This window comes from Amycolatopsis plumensis (genome assembly GCF_042652605.1).
GTDB lineage: Bacteria > Actinomycetota > Actinomycetes > Mycobacteriales > Pseudonocardiaceae > Amycolatopsis > Amycolatopsis plumensis.
In genome coordinates this window covers 8,073,632-8,088,605 of sequence record NZ_JBHSJY010000001.1, presented here as the reverse complement: position 1 = coordinate 8,088,605, position 14,974 = coordinate 8,073,632, and the positions used below count along the sequence as shown (strand labels likewise).

Here is a 14,974-nt window from a genome sequence, read left to right as displayed (position 1 = left end):
AGTGGGCGTATGCCCACTCAACCTCACGAAGCGCGCACGATGGCTGAATCCTTCGGGGTGGACGCCGAACGCTACGACCGGGCGCGGCCGGAGTACCCGCGCAAGCTGGTGGACCGGATCGTCGCCGCGAGTCCCGGACCCGACGTCCTGGACGTCGGCTGCGGTACCGGGATCGAGGCCCGGCAGTTCCGCGCGGCCGGCTGCCGCGTGCTCGGCGTGGATCCCGACGCGCGGATGGCGGCTTTCGCGCGTCGCGGCGGAATCGACGTCGAGGTGGCGAAGTTCGAGGACTGGGACCCGGGCGCGCGGACGTTCGACGCGGTCGTCGCCGGCCAGGCCTGGCACTGGGTGGACCCGGTGGCGGGACCGGCCAAGGCGGCGCGGGTCCTGCGGCCGGGAGGGCTGCTCGTCGTGTTCGCCCACGTGTTCCAGCCGCCCGCCGCGGTGGCGGAGGCCTTCGCGGCGGCTTGCCGCCGCGTGCTGCCCGGCTCGCCGTTCACCGGGGAAACACGGCCGGCGGCGGAGATCTACGACGTGATGTTCAGCGGGTTCGCCGACGCGATCGCCAAGGCGGATGGCCTTGGTGGTCCGGATCGCTGGAGCTTCGAGTGGGAGCGGACGTATACGCGCGACGAGTGGCTCGACTTTCTGCCGACCACGGGTGGATTGACTCGGCTGCCGCCGGACGCCCTGGCGGAGGTGCTGTCCGAGGTGGGTGAGGCGATCGACGGGCTCGGGGGCAGCTTCGTGCTGCCGTACACGACCTTGGCGGTGGTCGCGGCGAAGGCTTGACAAAAAAAGTTGTCGGAGAGACGATGGTGGCACCACGAGCGACCCCGAACTTCGTTCGGTGAAACCCAGGAGTGACCATGTCTTTTCAGGCCTATCTCGACAACGCGGAGAAGCAGACGGGGATCACTCCCCGGGCGTTCCTGGACCTGATTGCCGCGCGGAATCTGACGAAGGCGGGCGAGATCACTGCGTGGTTGAAGGCTGAGCACGACCTCGGGCACGGGCATGCCACCGCGATAGCCCGCCTGGCGACTAAGGGGCCGGAGTTCGTCAAGGAGCACCACACCGGGGGAGTTCTCCACCTGGACGGCCTGGCCGCCCGGGAGTGATCGAGCCCTCGTAAACCCTTTCGCCGGCCCGATCGCCGATTGTCGATGTGGCTTCGGGTCGGGTCGGCAGGGGGTGTGCCCGTTGGCCGCCACTTTTCCGCCTCGGTGCACCCCGACCGCCGCGCCGTCGGCGGCCAGTCGCAGCGCGATCGCCCGGCCGAAGGGCGGTCAGCGTGTATCAGCTGCCCGTCACCTGGTGAGTCAGACGCTGCGCAGCACCGACACGACCGCGCCGAGGATCACCGCGCGGTCGCCGTCGATGACGTCGTAGGCCTGGTTGCGGGGCTCGAGGTATACGTGACCGTCGCGGCGGCGGTAGACCTTGACCGTCGCCTCTTCGTCGATCATCGCCGCGACGATCTGGCCCGAGTGGGCCTCGGACTGCTGCTTGACCACGACGATGTCGCCGTCGCAGATGGCCGCGTCGATCATCGAGTCGCCGCGGACGCGCAGGCCGAACACCGTGCCGCGGCCGGTGAGGTCGCGGGGCAGCTTGAGGACGTCGTCGGTGTGCTCGACCGCCGAGATCGGGGTACCGGCGGCGATGTCGCCGACGACGGGCACCGGCACCGAGTCGCCGTCTTCGGCGGCGGCCGTGCCGTTCAGGAAAGCGCGCACGTCGATCGGGCGCGACACCGTCGCGCCGCGGCGCAGGAAGCCCTTGTCTTCGAGGCTGGCCAGGTGCTTCGACACCGACGACGTCGACTGCAGGCCGACGGCCTCGCCGATCTCGCGCGTGCTGGGGGAGTAGCCGTGCTGGACCACCCAGTCCCGGATCGCCACCAGGATCCGCTGCTGCCGCTCCGGCAGGGCCGAGGGGTCGAGGTGTTCGAAGGTGTCGTCGTAGGTGGTCACCGGCGTAATCCTAGAGGCACGCGTCCCGCGCTCCGTCGCCGGTCTCGCCGTCGCGGTCCCGCTCAACGGAACATCGGGTGACAGTTGGCGCCTTACCAACAGCATTCCCGACTTTGCCAGGCGTTGACCTGCGTAACGATTCGACGTATGGTCTAGACCACAATTTTCCTTCGCTCGTAACCCTTCCCGTCGCGGCGGACCTCCCAGCGAGGCCGGGGCCGCGGTTTCGCCGTGCCCGGCGGCGGGGAGGCGAGCCTGTCCCCGAAGGAGCTCGGCATGAATCGCAAACTGGTCGCGGCCGCCGTGGGCACCCTGGTGGCCCCGGTGCTGGTGGTGCTCAACCCCGCCGGGATCGCGAGCGCGCACGGCTACGTCAATTCGCCGGCCAGCCGGCAGGCGCAGTGCGCCCAGCACGTCGTGTCGTGCGGGCAGATCCAGTACGAGCCCCAGAGCGTCGAAGGGCCCAAGGGCCTGCGGTCCTGCAACGGCGGCGTCGCCCAGTTCGCCGAGCTCAACGACAACAACAAGGGCTGGCGCGCGGCGAGCGTCGGCCGCACGGTGACCTTCACCTGGACGTTCACCGCCCGCCACCGCACGTCGAACTACCAGTACTTCATCGGCAGCCAGAAGATCGCGGAGGTGAGCGGCAACAACCAGCAGCCGCCGTCGACGGTCGCGCACCAGGTCAACCTGGGCAGCCACACGGGCCGCCAGACGGTCCTGGCGGTGTGGAACATCGCCGACACGGCCAACGCGTTCTACGCCTGCATCGACCTGCAGGTGAGCTGAGCCGGCGCCGGACGGGCCGGGTCGGCTCCGGCGACCCGGCCCGCCCGGCTGTGCCGTCCACAAAGGAGTGCGTCGGGCGGCGCGGTTGCCTCGGGCATGCTGGTGCCATGGTGCTGCACGATCTCGGCGCCGCGGTGCGCCGGCTGCGGGAGAACGCCGACCCGGGCGTGGCCGGGGCGGCGAGGGGGCGGCGGCGGACCCGCGGGTTGCGGCGCGAGGAGCTCGCCGAGCTGGCCGGGGTGTCCGCGGACTACGTGCGGCGGCTGGAGCAGGGGCGCCGGCACCCGTCGGCCGGGGTGGTGACGGCCATCGCCGGTGCGTTGCGGCTCGGGCGGGCGGACTACGAGCGGCTCTGCGCCCTGGCCGGGTACGCCCCGGTGGAGGGGCGGGTACCGCGCGAGGCCGGACCGGCGGCGCTGCGGCTGCTGGAGCGCTTCGGCGGCACTCCCGCGTTCCTGGCCGACACGGCGTGGAACGTGGTCGCCGTCAACACCGCGTGGTTCGCGCTGCAGGCCGGCGGCCCGACCGGGCACGAGCGGGACTGGAACGTCGCCTGGCGCACCTTCCGCAACGCACCCCGGGGGATCAGCCGGACCGACGAGCGCGCGGCCGGGTTCCGGGCGATGCTCGCCGCCCGGCTGCGAGACACGTCCCTGCGCTTCCCCGCGGACACCTCCGTCGCCGAGCTCGTCGACGAGCTGCGCACGACGAGCCGGCCGTTCGACACCTTGTGGCGCGCGCCGGAAACGGTGACCACGTACGAGAACCGTGCGGTCTTCCGGCATCCGGACGGCGGTGACATCACGCTCGACGGGAATCTCCTGGAAGTGCCGGGCGACGGCCTGATGGCGGTGGTCCTCACCGCGGCACCCGGGTCGCGCGACGCGGCCCTGCTCGGCGAGGTCGTCGGCGCGGCCGGGCCGCCGTCGGTCGTCAGGGTGGGCCAAACCGGCCCAGGCTGATCCGGCTCGCGCCCGCGATCCTGGGGGCGAAGTGGATCACGGACGAAAGCGAGCAACCCGATGAAGGCAGTGCGGTTCCACGAGTACGGCGATCCCGGCGTCCTGCGCTACGAGGACGTGGATCGGCCCGTCCCCGGGGCCGGGCAGGTCCGGATCCGGGTCGCGGCGACGTCGTTCAACCCCGTCGACGGCAACATCCGCGGCGGGTTCATGCAGGGCCCGATCCCGGTCGTGCTGCCGCACACGCCCGGCATCGACGTCGCGGGCACGGTCGACGCGCTGGGCGAGGGCGTGACCGGCCTGGAGACCGGCGCCGAGGTCGTCGGCTTCCTGCCGATGGACAAGCCGGGCGCGGCCGCGGAGTACGTCCTCGCCCCGGCCGAGGCGCTGACCGCGGCGCCGAAGAGCGTCCCGCTGGCCGACGCGGCCGCGCTGCCGCTGGTCGGGCTCACCGCGCACCAGGCGTTGTTCGACCACGGCAAGGTGACCGCCGGGCAGCGGGTGCTGGTCAACGGCGCCCGGGGAGCCGTCGGCGGGTACGCCGTGCAGCTGGCCGAGAACGCCGGCGCCCACGTGATCGCCGTCGACCGCACCACCGGCGACCCCTCGACGGTGGTGACCGAGCCGGTCGACGTCGTGCTGAACCTCGCCCCGATCACGCCGGAGCAGCTCGCGGCGCTGCTCGCGCTGATCCACTCGGGCGGGGTCCTGGTGAACACGACGGTGTGGATGCCCGCACCGTCCGACGAAGAACGCGGCGTCCGCGGCATCGACCTGTTCGTCCGCAGCGACGCCGGTCAGCTGGCGCAGCTGGTGACGCTGGTCGACCGCGGTGAACTGCGCATCGACGTCGCCGAGCGGGTGTCCTTGGCCGACCTCCCGGCCCTGCACGCGCGCGCCGCCGAGGGCGGCGTGCACGGCAAGGTCGTCGTCGCCCCGGAGAGCGTCTAACGGGTGAAGGTGAACCAGTTGACGTTGACGAAGTCCGCCGAGCTGCCGGAGAACGTCAGGTAGAGGTCGTGCACGCCGGTGGCCGGGGCGACGATGTTGGCGGGCACGGTCTGCCACTGCTGCCAGCCGCCGTTGTTCGCGAAGTCGATCTCGGTGATCACCGGGCCCGTCACGCTGTCCAGGCGGGCCCGGATCGCGCCGCTGACCCCGGCGGCCGCGCCCGAGGCGAGGCGGGCGACGAACTGGTTCGGCGAGCTCGCCCCGAAGTCGACGCGGGCGTACTTGAGCCAGTCGCCGTTCGCGAGCCAGCCGACGTCGACCCCGCCGCCCGTGTCGGCGCAGGACTCGTTCTGCGTGCCGCTCTGGGCGTTGTAGGCCTCCGCCTGGATGGTCGAGTACGCGCTCGTTCCGCCCGAACCCGGCGGGGTCGTGCCGCCGCCCGCGCCCGGCCCGAGCGCGACCGTCCAGGACGTCGGGGCCGGGTCCTGGAGGTGGCCGTCGACGGGCTGGGCGCCGGTCGGACCGACGTCGTCGTACGGGAAGGCGTAGCCGATCGAGGCGTACTGGTGCACCAGGCGGGCGTAGTGGTTCGTCGTGGCGTCCCGGTAGTACTGCGCCGGGGCGACGCCGTCGGGCTGGTTGTTCCCGCCGGCCACCAGCAGGCTGCTGCGGTTCAGCGCGGCGGCCAGCCGGGCCGCGACCGCGCCGCGGGCGTCGCTGCCGGAGTTGTACAGCGGGCCGCTCGCGCAGCCGAAGATGTCCGCCGCGCTCGGCTTGGTGAACGGCACGCCGTTGGTGTTCAGGCCGGCGAACACGATCGCGTCCCCGCTGACCGTGCCGGTGTAGGAGCCGGTGCCGCCCTGGCCGTTGATCGTCAGCGGGGTCGAGCGGTAGTGGTCCCAGACGGCGTTGAGGTAGTTCGTCCAGTAACCGCCGAAGTCGACCGGGGAGTGGCCGGGCGCGAGCACCCGCACCACCTGGCCCGCGCTGTCGGTGACGACCAGGCGGTCCCAGGGTGCACCGTCGGCGTTGTGCTGCGCGCGCAGCCCGTCGGCGATGCTGCCGAGGGCGCCGTCCGGCAGCGGGCTGACCGACTGCGCGCCCGCCGCGCCGGTGGTGGCCATCGACACCGGCAGCGCCACCATGTCGACGTAGCTGATGTTCGCGTACAGGTTCGCGCTGTTGTAGGTGAACTCGCAGAACGTCCAGTTCGTCTGCCAGTTCGGGTCCGCGCTCGCGAACCCGGGCTGGACCAGGCCGGGCCCGGGGTTGACGAAGAACTGGATCTTCTTGCCGACCGAGAACCACACCCGGCCGCCGATGAGGTAGCCCGACAGCGGCACGGTGACCTGGGAACCCGGGCCGCCGAGCGGGATCGCGTAGTCCGGGATCGGCGTCACCGGCGCCGACGGGTTGGCCAGCGGCTGGAACCGGCCGTCGGCGGTGACGAAACCCGGGCGGCCCGCGGTGTCCGCGCCGCTGATGTAGGCGTAGACGGTGCCGCTGCCCGAATTGTTCTTGAGCGTCAACGGCAGGGCCGCGGCGGCGCGGGCTTTCGGCGTGGTGACGGCGGACCACAGCGGCGTGCTCGCCGCGGCGGCGACCAGGCCGGCGGTGACGAAGGTTCGCCTCGACAGCATGGCACCTCCTCGAACGGGGGCGGCTTCCGCGCGGCCGGACGGCCCCGCGTCCACCGGAAACGGTTTCCGGACGGTAGGTACGCCGTCCGCCGCGGTCAATGTCCGGCGGCCCGGGACGGGTACGGACGGCCCTCCACACTGCCCTTTCGTAGCCTGGACCAGTATCCGCGGTGGTCCGGTCGGTGTCCGGTGTGGACGGTGGGCTCAGCGGCCGCGCGGCGCGGGGAGCCCGGCCGCGGAGAGGGCGGCCCAGAGCGGCGTCGCACCGATCCGCGAGGTCCCCAGCCCCTCGACGAACTGGCAGCCGTACGCCGCGGCGGTGAGGGACGTCGTCCGGCCTTGAGCGTCGACGAACCGGAGTTCGAAGCTGGGCCCCATGTCGGCGGTGCACGCGATGTCCGACGGCGGTTCCGGCAGGTCGCACGCCGTGGCGGCGATCTTCTTGATAGCGGCGACGTCGGTGGTGCGGCCGCCGGCGGGGACGGCTTCGGAGGCGGTCGGCAGGGGTGGGTACATCGGCCCGCTCATGACGAGTTCGCGGGGTTCGTAGGACGCCGAGCACAGCGGTGACGTCGAGGCGGGCCGGGTGGTGCTGCCGCACGCGACGGCACCGAAGACGACGAGGGCCACGGCCGGGACAGCGGACAGCCTGCGCATGCTGGGTGCTCCTTCGCTTCCGTTGCTTCCCGGACGGAACCACCCGGTCGCCCCGTTGCACGCCGAAGCGCTCGCCCGATCGGGCGGGGGAACTCCCGTCCGGGGCCCCGTGGCGGTGTTCGTGGGTACCGTGGATCGCGGGGGGACCGGGGGAGCGGCCGGTGACCGGCCCGCCCGTGTCGGCGCACGAATCGGCCGCGCACCCGGGAGGAGAAACCCATGACCGCCACCACGGACACCCCGCGCCTGCCGTTCGAACGGCCGAACGTCCTGGAGATCGCGCCGCTGTTCGGGGTGCTGCGCCGGCAGGGGCCGGTGGTGGCCGTGACCACGCCCGCGGGCGACCCCGCCTGGCTGGTCACCGGGTTCGAGCAGGTGCGCGCCGCCTTCACCGATCCGCGGTTCGGGCGTTCGCACCCGGCGCCGGAGGAGGCGTCGGCGCTTTCGGACGCCGCGATCCTCAGCCGCCCGCAAGGTGACCACGAGACCGAGCACGCCGAGCACGCGCGAATGCGGCGGATGCTCGTGCCCGCCTTCTCCGCCAACCGGATCCGGCGGCTCGCCGGGCACGTCCAGGAGCTCGCCGACGGCTGCTTCGCCGCCATGGAGCAGGCTCGCCACGGTGACGACCCGGTCGACCTGCACGAACACCTCTCCTTCCCGTTGCCGGTGCTGGTGATCTGCGAGCTGCTCGGCGTCCCGTACGAAGACCGCGAGACCTTCCGGGTGCTGTCGGACCGGATGGGCCGGATGGACATCGGCGCCGGCGCGGACGCCGCGCTCGACGAGTTCACCGAGTACATGAGCCGGCTCGCCGCCACCAAGCGGCGCGCTCCCGGCCAGGACGTCGTCTCGGACATGGTCCGCGCGCAGGCCGGCGATCCCTCGTTCGGCGACGACGACCTCGCCCGGCTCGCCGCCGGCCTGCTGTTCGCCGGGCACGAGACGACCTCCAACCGGATCGACCTCGGCGTGCTCTACCTGCTCACCGACCTCGCCCGCCGGGACGCGCTGGCCGCCGACCCCGAAAACCGGGTGCACGGCGTGGTGGAGGAGATCCTGCGGCTGTCCGCCCCGAGCGGGCTCGGCGTCCTGCGGTACGCGCACGACGACGTCGAGCTCGGCGGCGTCACGATCGCCCGCGGCGACGCGGTCGTGCTGTCGATCGCCGCGGCCAACCGGGACGAAACCGTGTTCCCGGCCGCGGAGACGTTCGATCCCGACCGCAAGCCGAACGCGCACGTCGCCTTCGCCCACGGTGGCTGGTTCTGCATCGGCGCCAGCCTGGCCCGCACCGAGCTGCGCGTCGTGTTCGGGTCGCTGTTCCGGCGGTTCCCGGGGCTGCGCCTGGCCGTCGGCGTCGATGAACTCCGGATCCGGACCAACCGTGTCACCGGGGGAGTGGACCGCGTGCCGGTCCTCTGGTAGACCAACGGCGGTCGGGAGCGGAGGAAAAGACGTGACGTTGTGGGACAAGCTCGGGATGGACGACAAGCTCATCAAGGTGCTCAAGGAGATCCCGCCGGGTCCCGACGCCTCCGAGTTCGGGCCGGCCTACGTCACGATCCACCAGCTGGCCGTCGAGCTGGACCAGCGGTTCCCCGAGGTCCGCAAGCAGCTGGACGTGCCGCTGGGCGGTGGCGCGACCCGGCACGCCGGGCTCGTCGAACTGCTCGGCAAGGAGCTGGTGGCGAAGATCAAGCGCTACGGCGACGTCTACCCGATCGAAGCCGCGCAGCTGTCGTCGGTGCGGTTCCGGGAGGTGCGGCTGCGCGGCCCGGGCGGCCGGGACCTGGTCGGCGCGTCGAAGACCGACCTGCCGCTGATCCGCCTGCGACCCAAGGACTGACGCGGTGCTCGCGCCGCCACCGGTCCGCGTCCTGGTGGCCGAACGCGATCCGGCGGTGCGAGCGCGCCTGAGCACGGTCCTCGACGGAGCGGACGGCGTCGAGCTGGCCGGGGCGGTCCCCGACGCGACGGCGGCCCGGGTCACCCTCCGCCGCCGGCTGCCGGACGTGCTGCTGCTCGACCTGCGCCTGAGCCCGCCGGAGCAGTTCCCCCGCCGCCCGGCGGTGGTGGCACTGGCGACGTTCGACTCGGACGCGGGCATCCTGCGCGCCCTCCGCGACGGCGCGGCGGGGTTCCTGCTGCGGTCGGCCCCGCCCCGGGACCTGATCAAGGTGGTGCGCCTGGCCGCGGACGGTCACCTGGTGCTGTCCCCGGACGCCTCCCGCAGGCTGGTGTCGGCGGCGAGCCGCCTGTCCGGCCCCCGCGACGACCGGATGGCGGCGGTCGACCGCCTGACGGCCCACGAGACCCGGGTGCTCGCGGCGGTGGGGGCGGCGCTGACCAACGCGGAGATCGCCGAGCGGCTGGAGCTGCCGGAGCCGGTCGTGCGGGAGCAAGTGGCGAGGGTGGTGCGGAAGCTGGGATGCGCGCACCGGACGGGCGCGGGGTTGCTGGCGTACGAGCGCGGGCTGTGCCGCCCGGGGGACGGCCGGGCCTGACGACGCTACCGGGCACCGGTGGCGCGGGCTGTGCCCGCCGAACCGGCCGCGGGCACTGTCCTCTTTGAACTGCCGGGCCAGCGCGGCGCCGTCGAGCCCGCGCCCCGGATAGGGCAGCGCGGTGCCGGGCACTTCGTAGTCGCGGCCGCCGAACCGGCGAGCAGGACCGCGAGCACCGAAATGTTCTTCGCACCGGCACCTCCGTGTGGTGATCGATCACCACTACCGACGAGCCGGCCGCCCGGACCGTTGAGCCCGGATCTCGATCTTCCGCGAATTACCCTGACCGGCCCAACGACGGAACGTCGCGTTGATCAGGACGACTCCGGCGACACTGAGTGCGCCACCCGCGAGATCCACCCAGGTCGGCCGCTCGCCGAGCCAGCCGAATGCCACCGCCAGGGCCACCGCGGGGACGAGGTAGAGGGCGGCCGTCGCGACCGTGAGCGAGTGCCGGGCCACCGCGTACCCCCAGGCGACGAACCCGGCTGCCGACGGGAACGCGCCGAGGAACACGACGGCCAGCGTCGCTTCCGGCGGCGCGGTCGCGAAGGCGTGTACGGCGTCGGGCGCGAGCGGCGTGAGGAACAGCGTTCCGGCCCCCATCGCGTAGCAGGCGACTTCGAGCCCGGTGTAGCGCCGCAGCAACGGCTTGCTCCCGAGGTGGTACACCGCCTGCACCGCCGCCGCGGCCAGCACGACCCACGCGGCGCCCGAGTAACCCAGGCCGCCGCCCGTGGCGATGAGCGCGCTGCCGCCGAGTGCCACCGCGCTGCCCAGCAGTTTCGCCGCGGTCAGCCGCTCACCGAGGAACGCGGCCGCGAGCAGCGCGCTGAACACCGGCGCCACCGACACGAGCAGGCTCGCCGTCCCCGCCGGTACGTGCACCTCACCCCAGTTGAGCAGCAGTTGATAGGCGCTCATCCCGGCCAGCCCGCACCCCGCGATCGCCGGCAGGTCGGCGCGGCGCGGACGGCGGACGCCCAGCACGGGCGCCGCGAGCAGCAGCACGGCCGACGCCACCGCGAGCCGGGCGAACGACAACCCGGCGACGCCGTAACCGTCGAGGCCGACCTTGATCGCGGGGAACGCCGAGGCCCACAGGACGACGGTGACGGCCAGTGCCGCGGTCGCTTTCACCTTCACCCCACCATCGTCGGCAGTAAGATGCAGAAGTACCAGTTACTCTTTCTTGCCCGATCAGGAAGCCGGACTTCATGTTGGAGCTGCGTCGCCTGCGTGTCCTGCACGGACTCGCTCAGCATCGGACCGTCGCCGCGACGGCGGCGGCCCTGCACCTGACCGGGCCCGCCGTCTCGCAGCACCTGGCCGCGCTCGAACGCGAGGCCGGTGTCCCGCTGCTGGAGAAACAGGGCCGCACGCTGGTTTTCACCCCGGCCGGGCGGCTGCTGCTCTCGCACGCCGAGGTCATCCTCGACGATCTCGCCGCCGCCGAATCGGCGCTGGCCGCGGTGGCCGGGAACGGCGGCACCGGCACGGTCCGCGTGGCCGCGTTCGCCTCCGCGGCCCGGCAGCTGCTGCCGCGGGCGTGGGCCGGGCCGGTTTCCCTGCGCCTGGTCGAGCAGGAGCCCGACGCCGCCCTCGAGGCACTGCTGCGCCAGGACGCCGACGTAGCGGTGGTGCACAGCTACTCGCTGCTGCCGCGAGAGGTCCCGCCCCGGTGCGCGGAGCGGGCCCTGCTCGAAGACCCGGTCCTGCTGGTGCGTGCGCCGGGCTCGCCGGGGCCGGCCGACGGCGAACCGGTGGACCTGGCCGCGTTCGCCGACCGGCCGTGGCTGGTGCCGACGGCCGACCTCTCGTGTTACGCGATGATCCAGCGGGCCTGCGGTGCGGCCGGTTTCGTGCCGGAGATCGCCGCGGAGTCCGCCGACTTCGCCGTCCTCGTCGCCCTGGCGGCGGCCGGCGCGGGCGTCGCGCTCGTCCCGGCCATGGCGTTGCCCGCCGGGACACCCGGCGTCAGCCTGCACCCCCTGCGGGAACCGTTGACGCGCAAGGTGTTCGCGGTGACCCGGGCGGGCCTGGCGCGGCGGCCGGACGTCTCGGCGGTGCTGGACCGGCTCGAGCGGGCGGCGCGCGAGCTCACTTGTTCCGGGCTTTCTCCACGGCTTCCAGGAAATCCTTGACCTTGGCGAGCTTCGAGTACTCGTATTCGAAGACGTTGCCGGGCAGCTTGTCGGCGAAGAGCGGCACGTTGGTGACGACCTCCGTGAGCGCGTCCGGGCTCTCGAAGACGACTTGGCCGCGTTTCCACGCGGTCGCCGCGCGGTGCCGGATCCCGGTGATCGCGGCGACCGGGAACCTGTGGTCGGCCCGGTCGGGAATGATGCCCATGGACTTCGTGTCGATCCGGAGGGTGACGGTCCGCCCGTCGAACCGGATCGATCTGCGCCGGGCGTCCACGCGTACGGTGCTCACGGTGCCTCCCGTGGTCAGAGCGTCCGGCAGGTGAGGGCCGGACGGGCGGCGGCACTTCCGTTCTGCGTCAGGGCGATCAGGCCGAACGACGTCGTCTTGTCCGCGTCGAGCTTCGCGTTCCAGGCGGCGTTTTCGACCGTCACCGTGGAACCATCGACCGTGAAGGTGCCGTTCCACAAGCCGCTGATGCGGTGACCGGCGGGCAGCTGCCAGCGGACGCGCCAGCCGGTCAGGCCCGCGGTCCGGTCGTTGCGGACCGTCACCTCCACCTGGTAGCCGCCGGGCCAGGAGTTTGTCACCTCGTAGCGGGCGGCGCAGCCCAGGTCGGCCGGCGTCGTCGGCGCCGGGGTGGAGCTCGCCGGCGCCGCCGGAGCGGAGGAGACCGGTGCGGCCACCGGCGTGCCGTCCGGGACGATGGCCGTCCCGATCACCACGCCGAGGGCGAGCAGGACCGCCCCCGCGGCGCCCGCCAGGACGAGCCGGCGTCGCGGACGGCGGACGCGCAGGAGCCGGGTTCCGGCCCGGGCCCGGGGCCGGGGCGGCGGCAGGGGACGGCCGCCGGTGACCGCTTCGAGCAGCTCCTGGACCTCCGCCATCGACGGGCGCGCCCCCGGGTCACGCTGCAGCATCCGGGTGAGCACCTCGGCCAGCGGCCCGCCGTGCCGCGGCGGGATGGGCTCCTCCTTGGCGATCCGCAGCAACAGCGTGATCGCGTTGTCGTCGTTGCCGAACGGGGGAGTGCCCTCCAGCGCGCGGTAGAGCGTGGCGCCGAGGGAGAAGACGTCGGCCGGGAACCCGGCTTCGTGGCCGCAGGCGACTTCAGGCGCCAGGTAGGCCGGGGTACCCGCGATGAAGCCGCCGCCGGTCACGGTGCCTTCGCCGGTGGCGCGGGAGATGCCGAAGTCGGCGATCTTGACGACGCCGGCCTCCCCGAGCAGGACGTTGCCGGGGGTGACGTCCCGGTGCACGACCCCTTCGGCGTGCGCGGCCGCGAGCGCCGACGCGATCGGCGCGCCGATGCGCGCCACCTCCTCGGCGGGCAGGGTCTCCCGGTCGAGCAGGATCTCCGCCAGGCTCCGCGAGGGCAGGTACTCCATCACCAGGTAGGGCCCCCCGGGCGCCTCGACGACGTCGTGCACGGTGATCGCGTGCGGGTGCCGCAGGCGCGCGGTCAGGCGCGCTTCGCGCAGCGCGCGCTGGCTCGCCTGGTCGGTCGCGGCCGGCCCGATGGCCGCGTCGTAGTCCAGCTGCTTGATCGCGACGACCCGGTCGAGCCGCTCGTCGCGGGCGCGCCAGACGACGCCCATCGAGCCCTGGCCGATCCGCTCGGCCAGCCGGTAGCGCCCGGCGATCAGCTCTCCTGCGTCGGTCACGGCGACCTCCCGGCCCTTCCCCAGCGCACACGGAACACACGGATGCGGGTGGCGATCGGTTCGAGCCTAACGGCCTGCCCGCCGGTGTGCCGACGGACAGGCCGGGCTCAGGCGCCGAGCCGGTGCAGCTGGTCCCACGCCGGGACGTACGGGGTGAAGCGCAGCTTCATCCCGGCCTCGGCCGGCAGCTTGTCCGCCTTGCGGGCGTTGCAGCTGCGGGCCGAGCCGCCGCACGCGGCGACCGTGTTGAGCCAGTCGGTCCGGGCGCCGCCGCGGCTCAGTGGCGTCACGTGGTCGATCGTGGTGGCGCGCTGCCCGCAGTAGGCGCAGCGATGGCCGTCACGGGCCAGCACGCCGCGCCGGGACCAGCGCGGCGGCTGCGTATATCGCCACTTCATGACGACATAACGCAGCAACCGCACGATCTTCGGGCGCGGGAACAGCCCGTAGGCGAGGCCCTCCTCGGCCTCGTGGATCTCGGCGACGTGGCGCACGAGCATGCGGATCGCGTGCGGGACCGAAACGGTCTGCAGCGGCTCGTAACCGGCGTTCAGGACCAGGACCTTCACAGCACACCTCTTTCCTCTCGGCGAAAATGGTCGCCGAGAGGAAAGAGGTGCGTCAATCGCGTTTCACCGCAGGGGATGCGCGCGGAAGAACCGCCAGACGACCGGCGTCGCGTCGATCACCGTGGGCGTCGCGGAATCGTTGTTCGGCCGGGTGCTGGGCCAGACGTGCCCGGCACCTTCGACGCGGTAGTGCACCAGGGCTCCGCGACCGTCGCACCCGAGCCACTTCTCGGCGACGACGCCGTCGACCGGCGTCCACGACACCGGATCGGGCCGGCAACCGTCCCTTGTGGACCAAGCTGCCAGCCAGTCCGGGATCGCGGGCAGGCCCTTCGCGGGGTTGCCGGTGTAGGGGATGGTCGTGTCCGCCGTCCCGTGGAAGTCGAGGATCGGCACCGGACGGCTCGGGTGGCAGGCGCCGCCCTGCGGGTAGAACGCGCCGGACACCGGCGCGAACGCCGCGATCCGGCTCGCCAGCCGGCAGGCCAGCACGCCGACGAACCCGCCGCCGTTGGACTTCCCGGCCGCGAAGATCCGGCCGGCGTCGACGCACAGAGTGCGCTGCAGCGCGTCCAGCAGGTCGCCGGTGAACAGGACGTCGTCCGCGGCGGCCGAGTAGGGCGCGCCGGTCCAGGCGGACTCGCCGTCGGTGCCGATCAGGCCCTGCGGGTAGACCGCGATCGCGTCCAGCGCCGAGAAGCCGGACAGCTCCTCCTGGTACTGCGACGTCCGCTTGTGCCCGTGGAACGACAGCACCAGCGGGTACGGCCGGTGTGGGTCGTAGCGGGCGGGCAGGTGGACGGTGTACTCGCGCTCGAGACCGCCCGAGGTGACGTGCCGGGTCGTCGTCACCCCGGCCGGGAACCCGGCGGGCCGCCCGCAGCCGGTGGTGCGGACGGGGTGGTCGGCGACGCCGGCCGCGGCGGCGGGCGCGGCGAAGGCGGTGGTCAGGGCAGCGGCCGCGGTGAACGCGGCCAGCCACCGGGGTAGACGTCCGGGCACTCGATCCTCCTTGATCGACAGCGGGGCGTGGCCAGCATCACACCGGGAGCCGCCGGGACCCAGATTGCGTTCATAAAGTGCGCGGTCCCGAACTGTCGGACCCGCTCGGTAG

At 73.0% G+C, this 14,974-nt stretch carries 18 protein-coding genes; 9 read left to right on the top strand and 9 right to left on the bottom strand.

Annotated elements, in window-relative coordinates; translation table 11 throughout:
- Positions 1-39: 39 nt before the first annotated feature.
- Positions 40-792 carry a class I SAM-dependent methyltransferase gene (locus ACFPLC_RS39110; RefSeq protein WP_378202605.1) on the top strand — a complete coding sequence of 251 codons (753 nt, stop codon included), beginning with the start codon at positions 40-42 and terminating at the stop codon, positions 790-792.
- A gap of 77 nt (positions 793-869) precedes the next feature.
- Positions 870-1,121 (top strand): DUF4287 domain-containing protein, encoded by a 252-nt coding sequence (locus ACFPLC_RS39105; RefSeq protein ID WP_378202608.1) that lies wholly within the window; start codon positions 870-872, stop codon positions 1,119-1,121.
- A 201-nt stretch (positions 1,122-1,322) separates the two neighbouring features.
- On the opposite strand, the gene lexA is transcribed toward ACFPLC_RS39105, so the two are convergent.
- Positions 1,323-1,976 (bottom strand): transcriptional repressor LexA, encoded by a 654-nt coding sequence (gene lexA, locus ACFPLC_RS39100; RefSeq protein WP_378202611.1) that lies wholly within the window; start codon positions 1,974-1,976, stop codon positions 1,323-1,325.
- A 276-nt stretch (positions 1,977-2,252) separates the two neighbouring features.
- Between lexA and ACFPLC_RS39095 the strand changes: the two genes are divergently transcribed.
- A complete protein-coding gene (locus ACFPLC_RS39095; protein WP_378202614.1) occupies positions 2,253-2,765 on the top strand; it encodes a lytic polysaccharide monooxygenase auxiliary activity family 9 protein in 513 nt (170 codons plus the stop codon).
- Here the strand turns inward: ACFPLC_RS39095 and ACFPLC_RS39090 are convergent.
- Positions 2,735-2,863, bottom strand: coding sequence for a hypothetical protein (locus ACFPLC_RS39090; protein ID WP_378236081.1), 129 nt, complete (start codon positions 2,861-2,863; stop codon positions 2,735-2,737). The genes ACFPLC_RS39095 and ACFPLC_RS39090 overlap by 31 nt on opposite strands.
- Before the next feature lie 9 nt (positions 2,864-2,872).
- Here ACFPLC_RS39090 and ACFPLC_RS39085 point away from each other — a divergent pair, with 9 nt between their 5' ends.
- Both ACFPLC_RS39085 and ACFPLC_RS39080 read left to right on the top strand, forming a co-directional pair.
- Positions 2,873-3,727, top strand: a complete 855-nt coding sequence (locus tag ACFPLC_RS39085; RefSeq protein WP_378202617.1) for an MmyB family transcriptional regulator — start codon at positions 2,873-2,875, stop codon at positions 3,725-3,727.
- Positions 3,728-3,787: 60 nt separating this feature from the next.
- Positions 3,788-4,678, top strand: a complete 891-nt coding sequence (locus ACFPLC_RS39080) for an NADP-dependent oxidoreductase (protein ID WP_378202620.1) — start codon at positions 3,788-3,790, stop codon at positions 4,676-4,678.
- Here ACFPLC_RS39080 and ACFPLC_RS39075 read toward each other — a convergent pair.
- Together ACFPLC_RS39075 and ACFPLC_RS39070 are read right to left on the bottom strand one after the other, a co-directional pair.
- Complete coding sequence (locus ACFPLC_RS39075; RefSeq protein ID WP_378202623.1) at positions 4,675-6,318, bottom strand: beta-1,3-glucanase family protein; 1,644 nt, start codon at positions 6,316-6,318, stop codon at positions 4,675-4,677. The two genes, ACFPLC_RS39080 and ACFPLC_RS39075, sit on opposite strands and share 4 nt — an antisense overlap.
- 204 nt (positions 6,319-6,522) lie before the next feature.
- Positions 6,523-6,975, bottom strand: a complete 453-nt coding sequence (locus ACFPLC_RS39070) for a hypothetical protein (protein WP_378202626.1) — start codon at positions 6,973-6,975, stop codon at positions 6,523-6,525.
- A gap of 219 nt (positions 6,976-7,194) precedes the next feature.
- Between ACFPLC_RS39070 and ACFPLC_RS39065 the strand changes: the two genes are divergently transcribed.
- Genes ACFPLC_RS39065 through ACFPLC_RS39055 form a run of 3 tightly spaced genes read left to right on the top strand, consistent with a single transcriptional unit; the run spans position 7,195 to position 9,482 of the window.
- A complete protein-coding gene (locus ACFPLC_RS39065; protein ID WP_378202629.1) occupies positions 7,195-8,403 on the top strand; it encodes a cytochrome P450 in 1,209 nt (402 codons plus the stop codon).
- Between the two features lie 31 nt (positions 8,404-8,434).
- A complete protein-coding gene (locus ACFPLC_RS39060) occupies positions 8,435-8,824 on the top strand; it encodes a hypothetical protein (protein ID WP_191315372.1) in 390 nt (129 codons plus the stop codon).
- A 4-nt stretch (positions 8,825-8,828) separates the two neighbouring features.
- A complete protein-coding gene (locus ACFPLC_RS39055; protein ID WP_378202632.1) occupies positions 8,829-9,482 on the top strand; it encodes a LuxR C-terminal-related transcriptional regulator in 654 nt (217 codons plus the stop codon).
- A gap of 222 nt (positions 9,483-9,704) precedes the next feature.
- On the opposite strand, the gene ACFPLC_RS39050 is transcribed toward ACFPLC_RS39055, so the two are convergent.
- On the bottom strand, positions 9,705-10,628 hold the full coding sequence (locus ACFPLC_RS39050; protein WP_378202635.1) for a DMT family transporter: 924 nt from the start codon (positions 10,626-10,628) through the stop codon (positions 9,705-9,707).
- A gap of 71 nt (positions 10,629-10,699) precedes the next feature.
- Between ACFPLC_RS39050 and ACFPLC_RS39045 the strand changes: the two genes are divergently transcribed.
- On the top strand, positions 10,700-11,626 hold the full coding sequence (locus tag ACFPLC_RS39045; RefSeq protein ID WP_378202638.1) for a LysR family transcriptional regulator: 927 nt from the start codon (positions 10,700-10,702) through the stop codon (positions 11,624-11,626).
- Here ACFPLC_RS39045 and ACFPLC_RS39040 read toward each other — a convergent pair.
- The 4 genes from ACFPLC_RS39040 to ACFPLC_RS39025 form a co-directional block, all read right to left on the bottom strand.
- A complete protein-coding gene (locus ACFPLC_RS39040; protein WP_378202641.1) occupies positions 11,583-11,918 on the bottom strand; it encodes a hypothetical protein in 336 nt (111 codons plus the stop codon). The genes ACFPLC_RS39045 and ACFPLC_RS39040 overlap by 44 nt on opposite strands.
- Positions 11,919-11,932: 14 nt before the next feature.
- A complete protein-coding gene (locus tag ACFPLC_RS39035) occupies positions 11,933-13,291 on the bottom strand; it encodes a protein kinase domain-containing protein (protein ID WP_378202644.1) in 1,359 nt (452 codons plus the stop codon).
- Positions 13,292-13,398: 107 nt separating this feature from the next.
- Positions 13,399-13,860 carry an HNH endonuclease gene (locus tag ACFPLC_RS39030; RefSeq protein ID WP_378202647.1) on the bottom strand — a complete coding sequence of 154 codons (462 nt, stop codon included), beginning with the start codon at positions 13,858-13,860 and terminating at the stop codon, positions 13,399-13,401.
- A gap of 63 nt (positions 13,861-13,923) precedes the next feature.
- Positions 13,924-14,862: a CE1 family esterase gene (locus ACFPLC_RS39025; RefSeq protein ID WP_378202650.1), complete on the bottom strand. Its 939-nt coding sequence runs from the start codon at positions 14,860-14,862 to the stop codon at positions 13,924-13,926.
- Positions 14,863-14,974: the final 112 nt, after the last annotated feature.

Coding starts and splice junctions, on each gene's coding strand:
- ACFPLC_RS39065 (WP_378202629.1), top strand. CDS start 7,195: ATGACCGCCACCACGGACACCCCGCGCCTGCCGTTCGAACGGCCGAAC.
- ACFPLC_RS39085 (WP_378202617.1), top strand. CDS start 2,873: ATGGTGCTGCACGATCTCGGCGCCGCGGTGCGCCGGCTGCGGGAGAAC.
- ACFPLC_RS39045 (WP_378202638.1), top strand. CDS start 10,700: ATGTTGGAGCTGCGTCGCCTGCGTGTCCTGCACGGACTCGCTCAGCAT.
- ACFPLC_RS39070 (WP_378202626.1), bottom strand. CDS start 6,975: ATGCGCAGGCTGTCCGCTGTCCCGGCCGTGGCCCTCGTCGTCTTCGGT.
- ACFPLC_RS39075 (WP_378202623.1), bottom strand. CDS start 6,318: ATGCTGTCGAGGCGAACCTTCGTCACCGCCGGCCTGGTCGCCGCCGCG.
- ACFPLC_RS39110 (WP_378202605.1), top strand. CDS start 40: ATGGCTGAATCCTTCGGGGTGGACGCCGAACGCTACGACCGGGCGCGG.
- ACFPLC_RS39095 (WP_378202614.1), top strand. CDS start 2,253: ATGAATCGCAAACTGGTCGCGGCCGCCGTGGGCACCCTGGTGGCCCCG.
- ACFPLC_RS39080 (WP_378202620.1), top strand. CDS start 3,788: ATGAAGGCAGTGCGGTTCCACGAGTACGGCGATCCCGGCGTCCTGCGC.
- ACFPLC_RS39105 (WP_378202608.1), top strand. CDS start 870: ATGTCTTTTCAGGCCTATCTCGACAACGCGGAGAAGCAGACGGGGATC.
- ACFPLC_RS39090 (WP_378236081.1), bottom strand. CDS start 2,863: ATGCCCGAGGCAACCGCGCCGCCCGACGCACTCCTTTGTGGACGGCAC.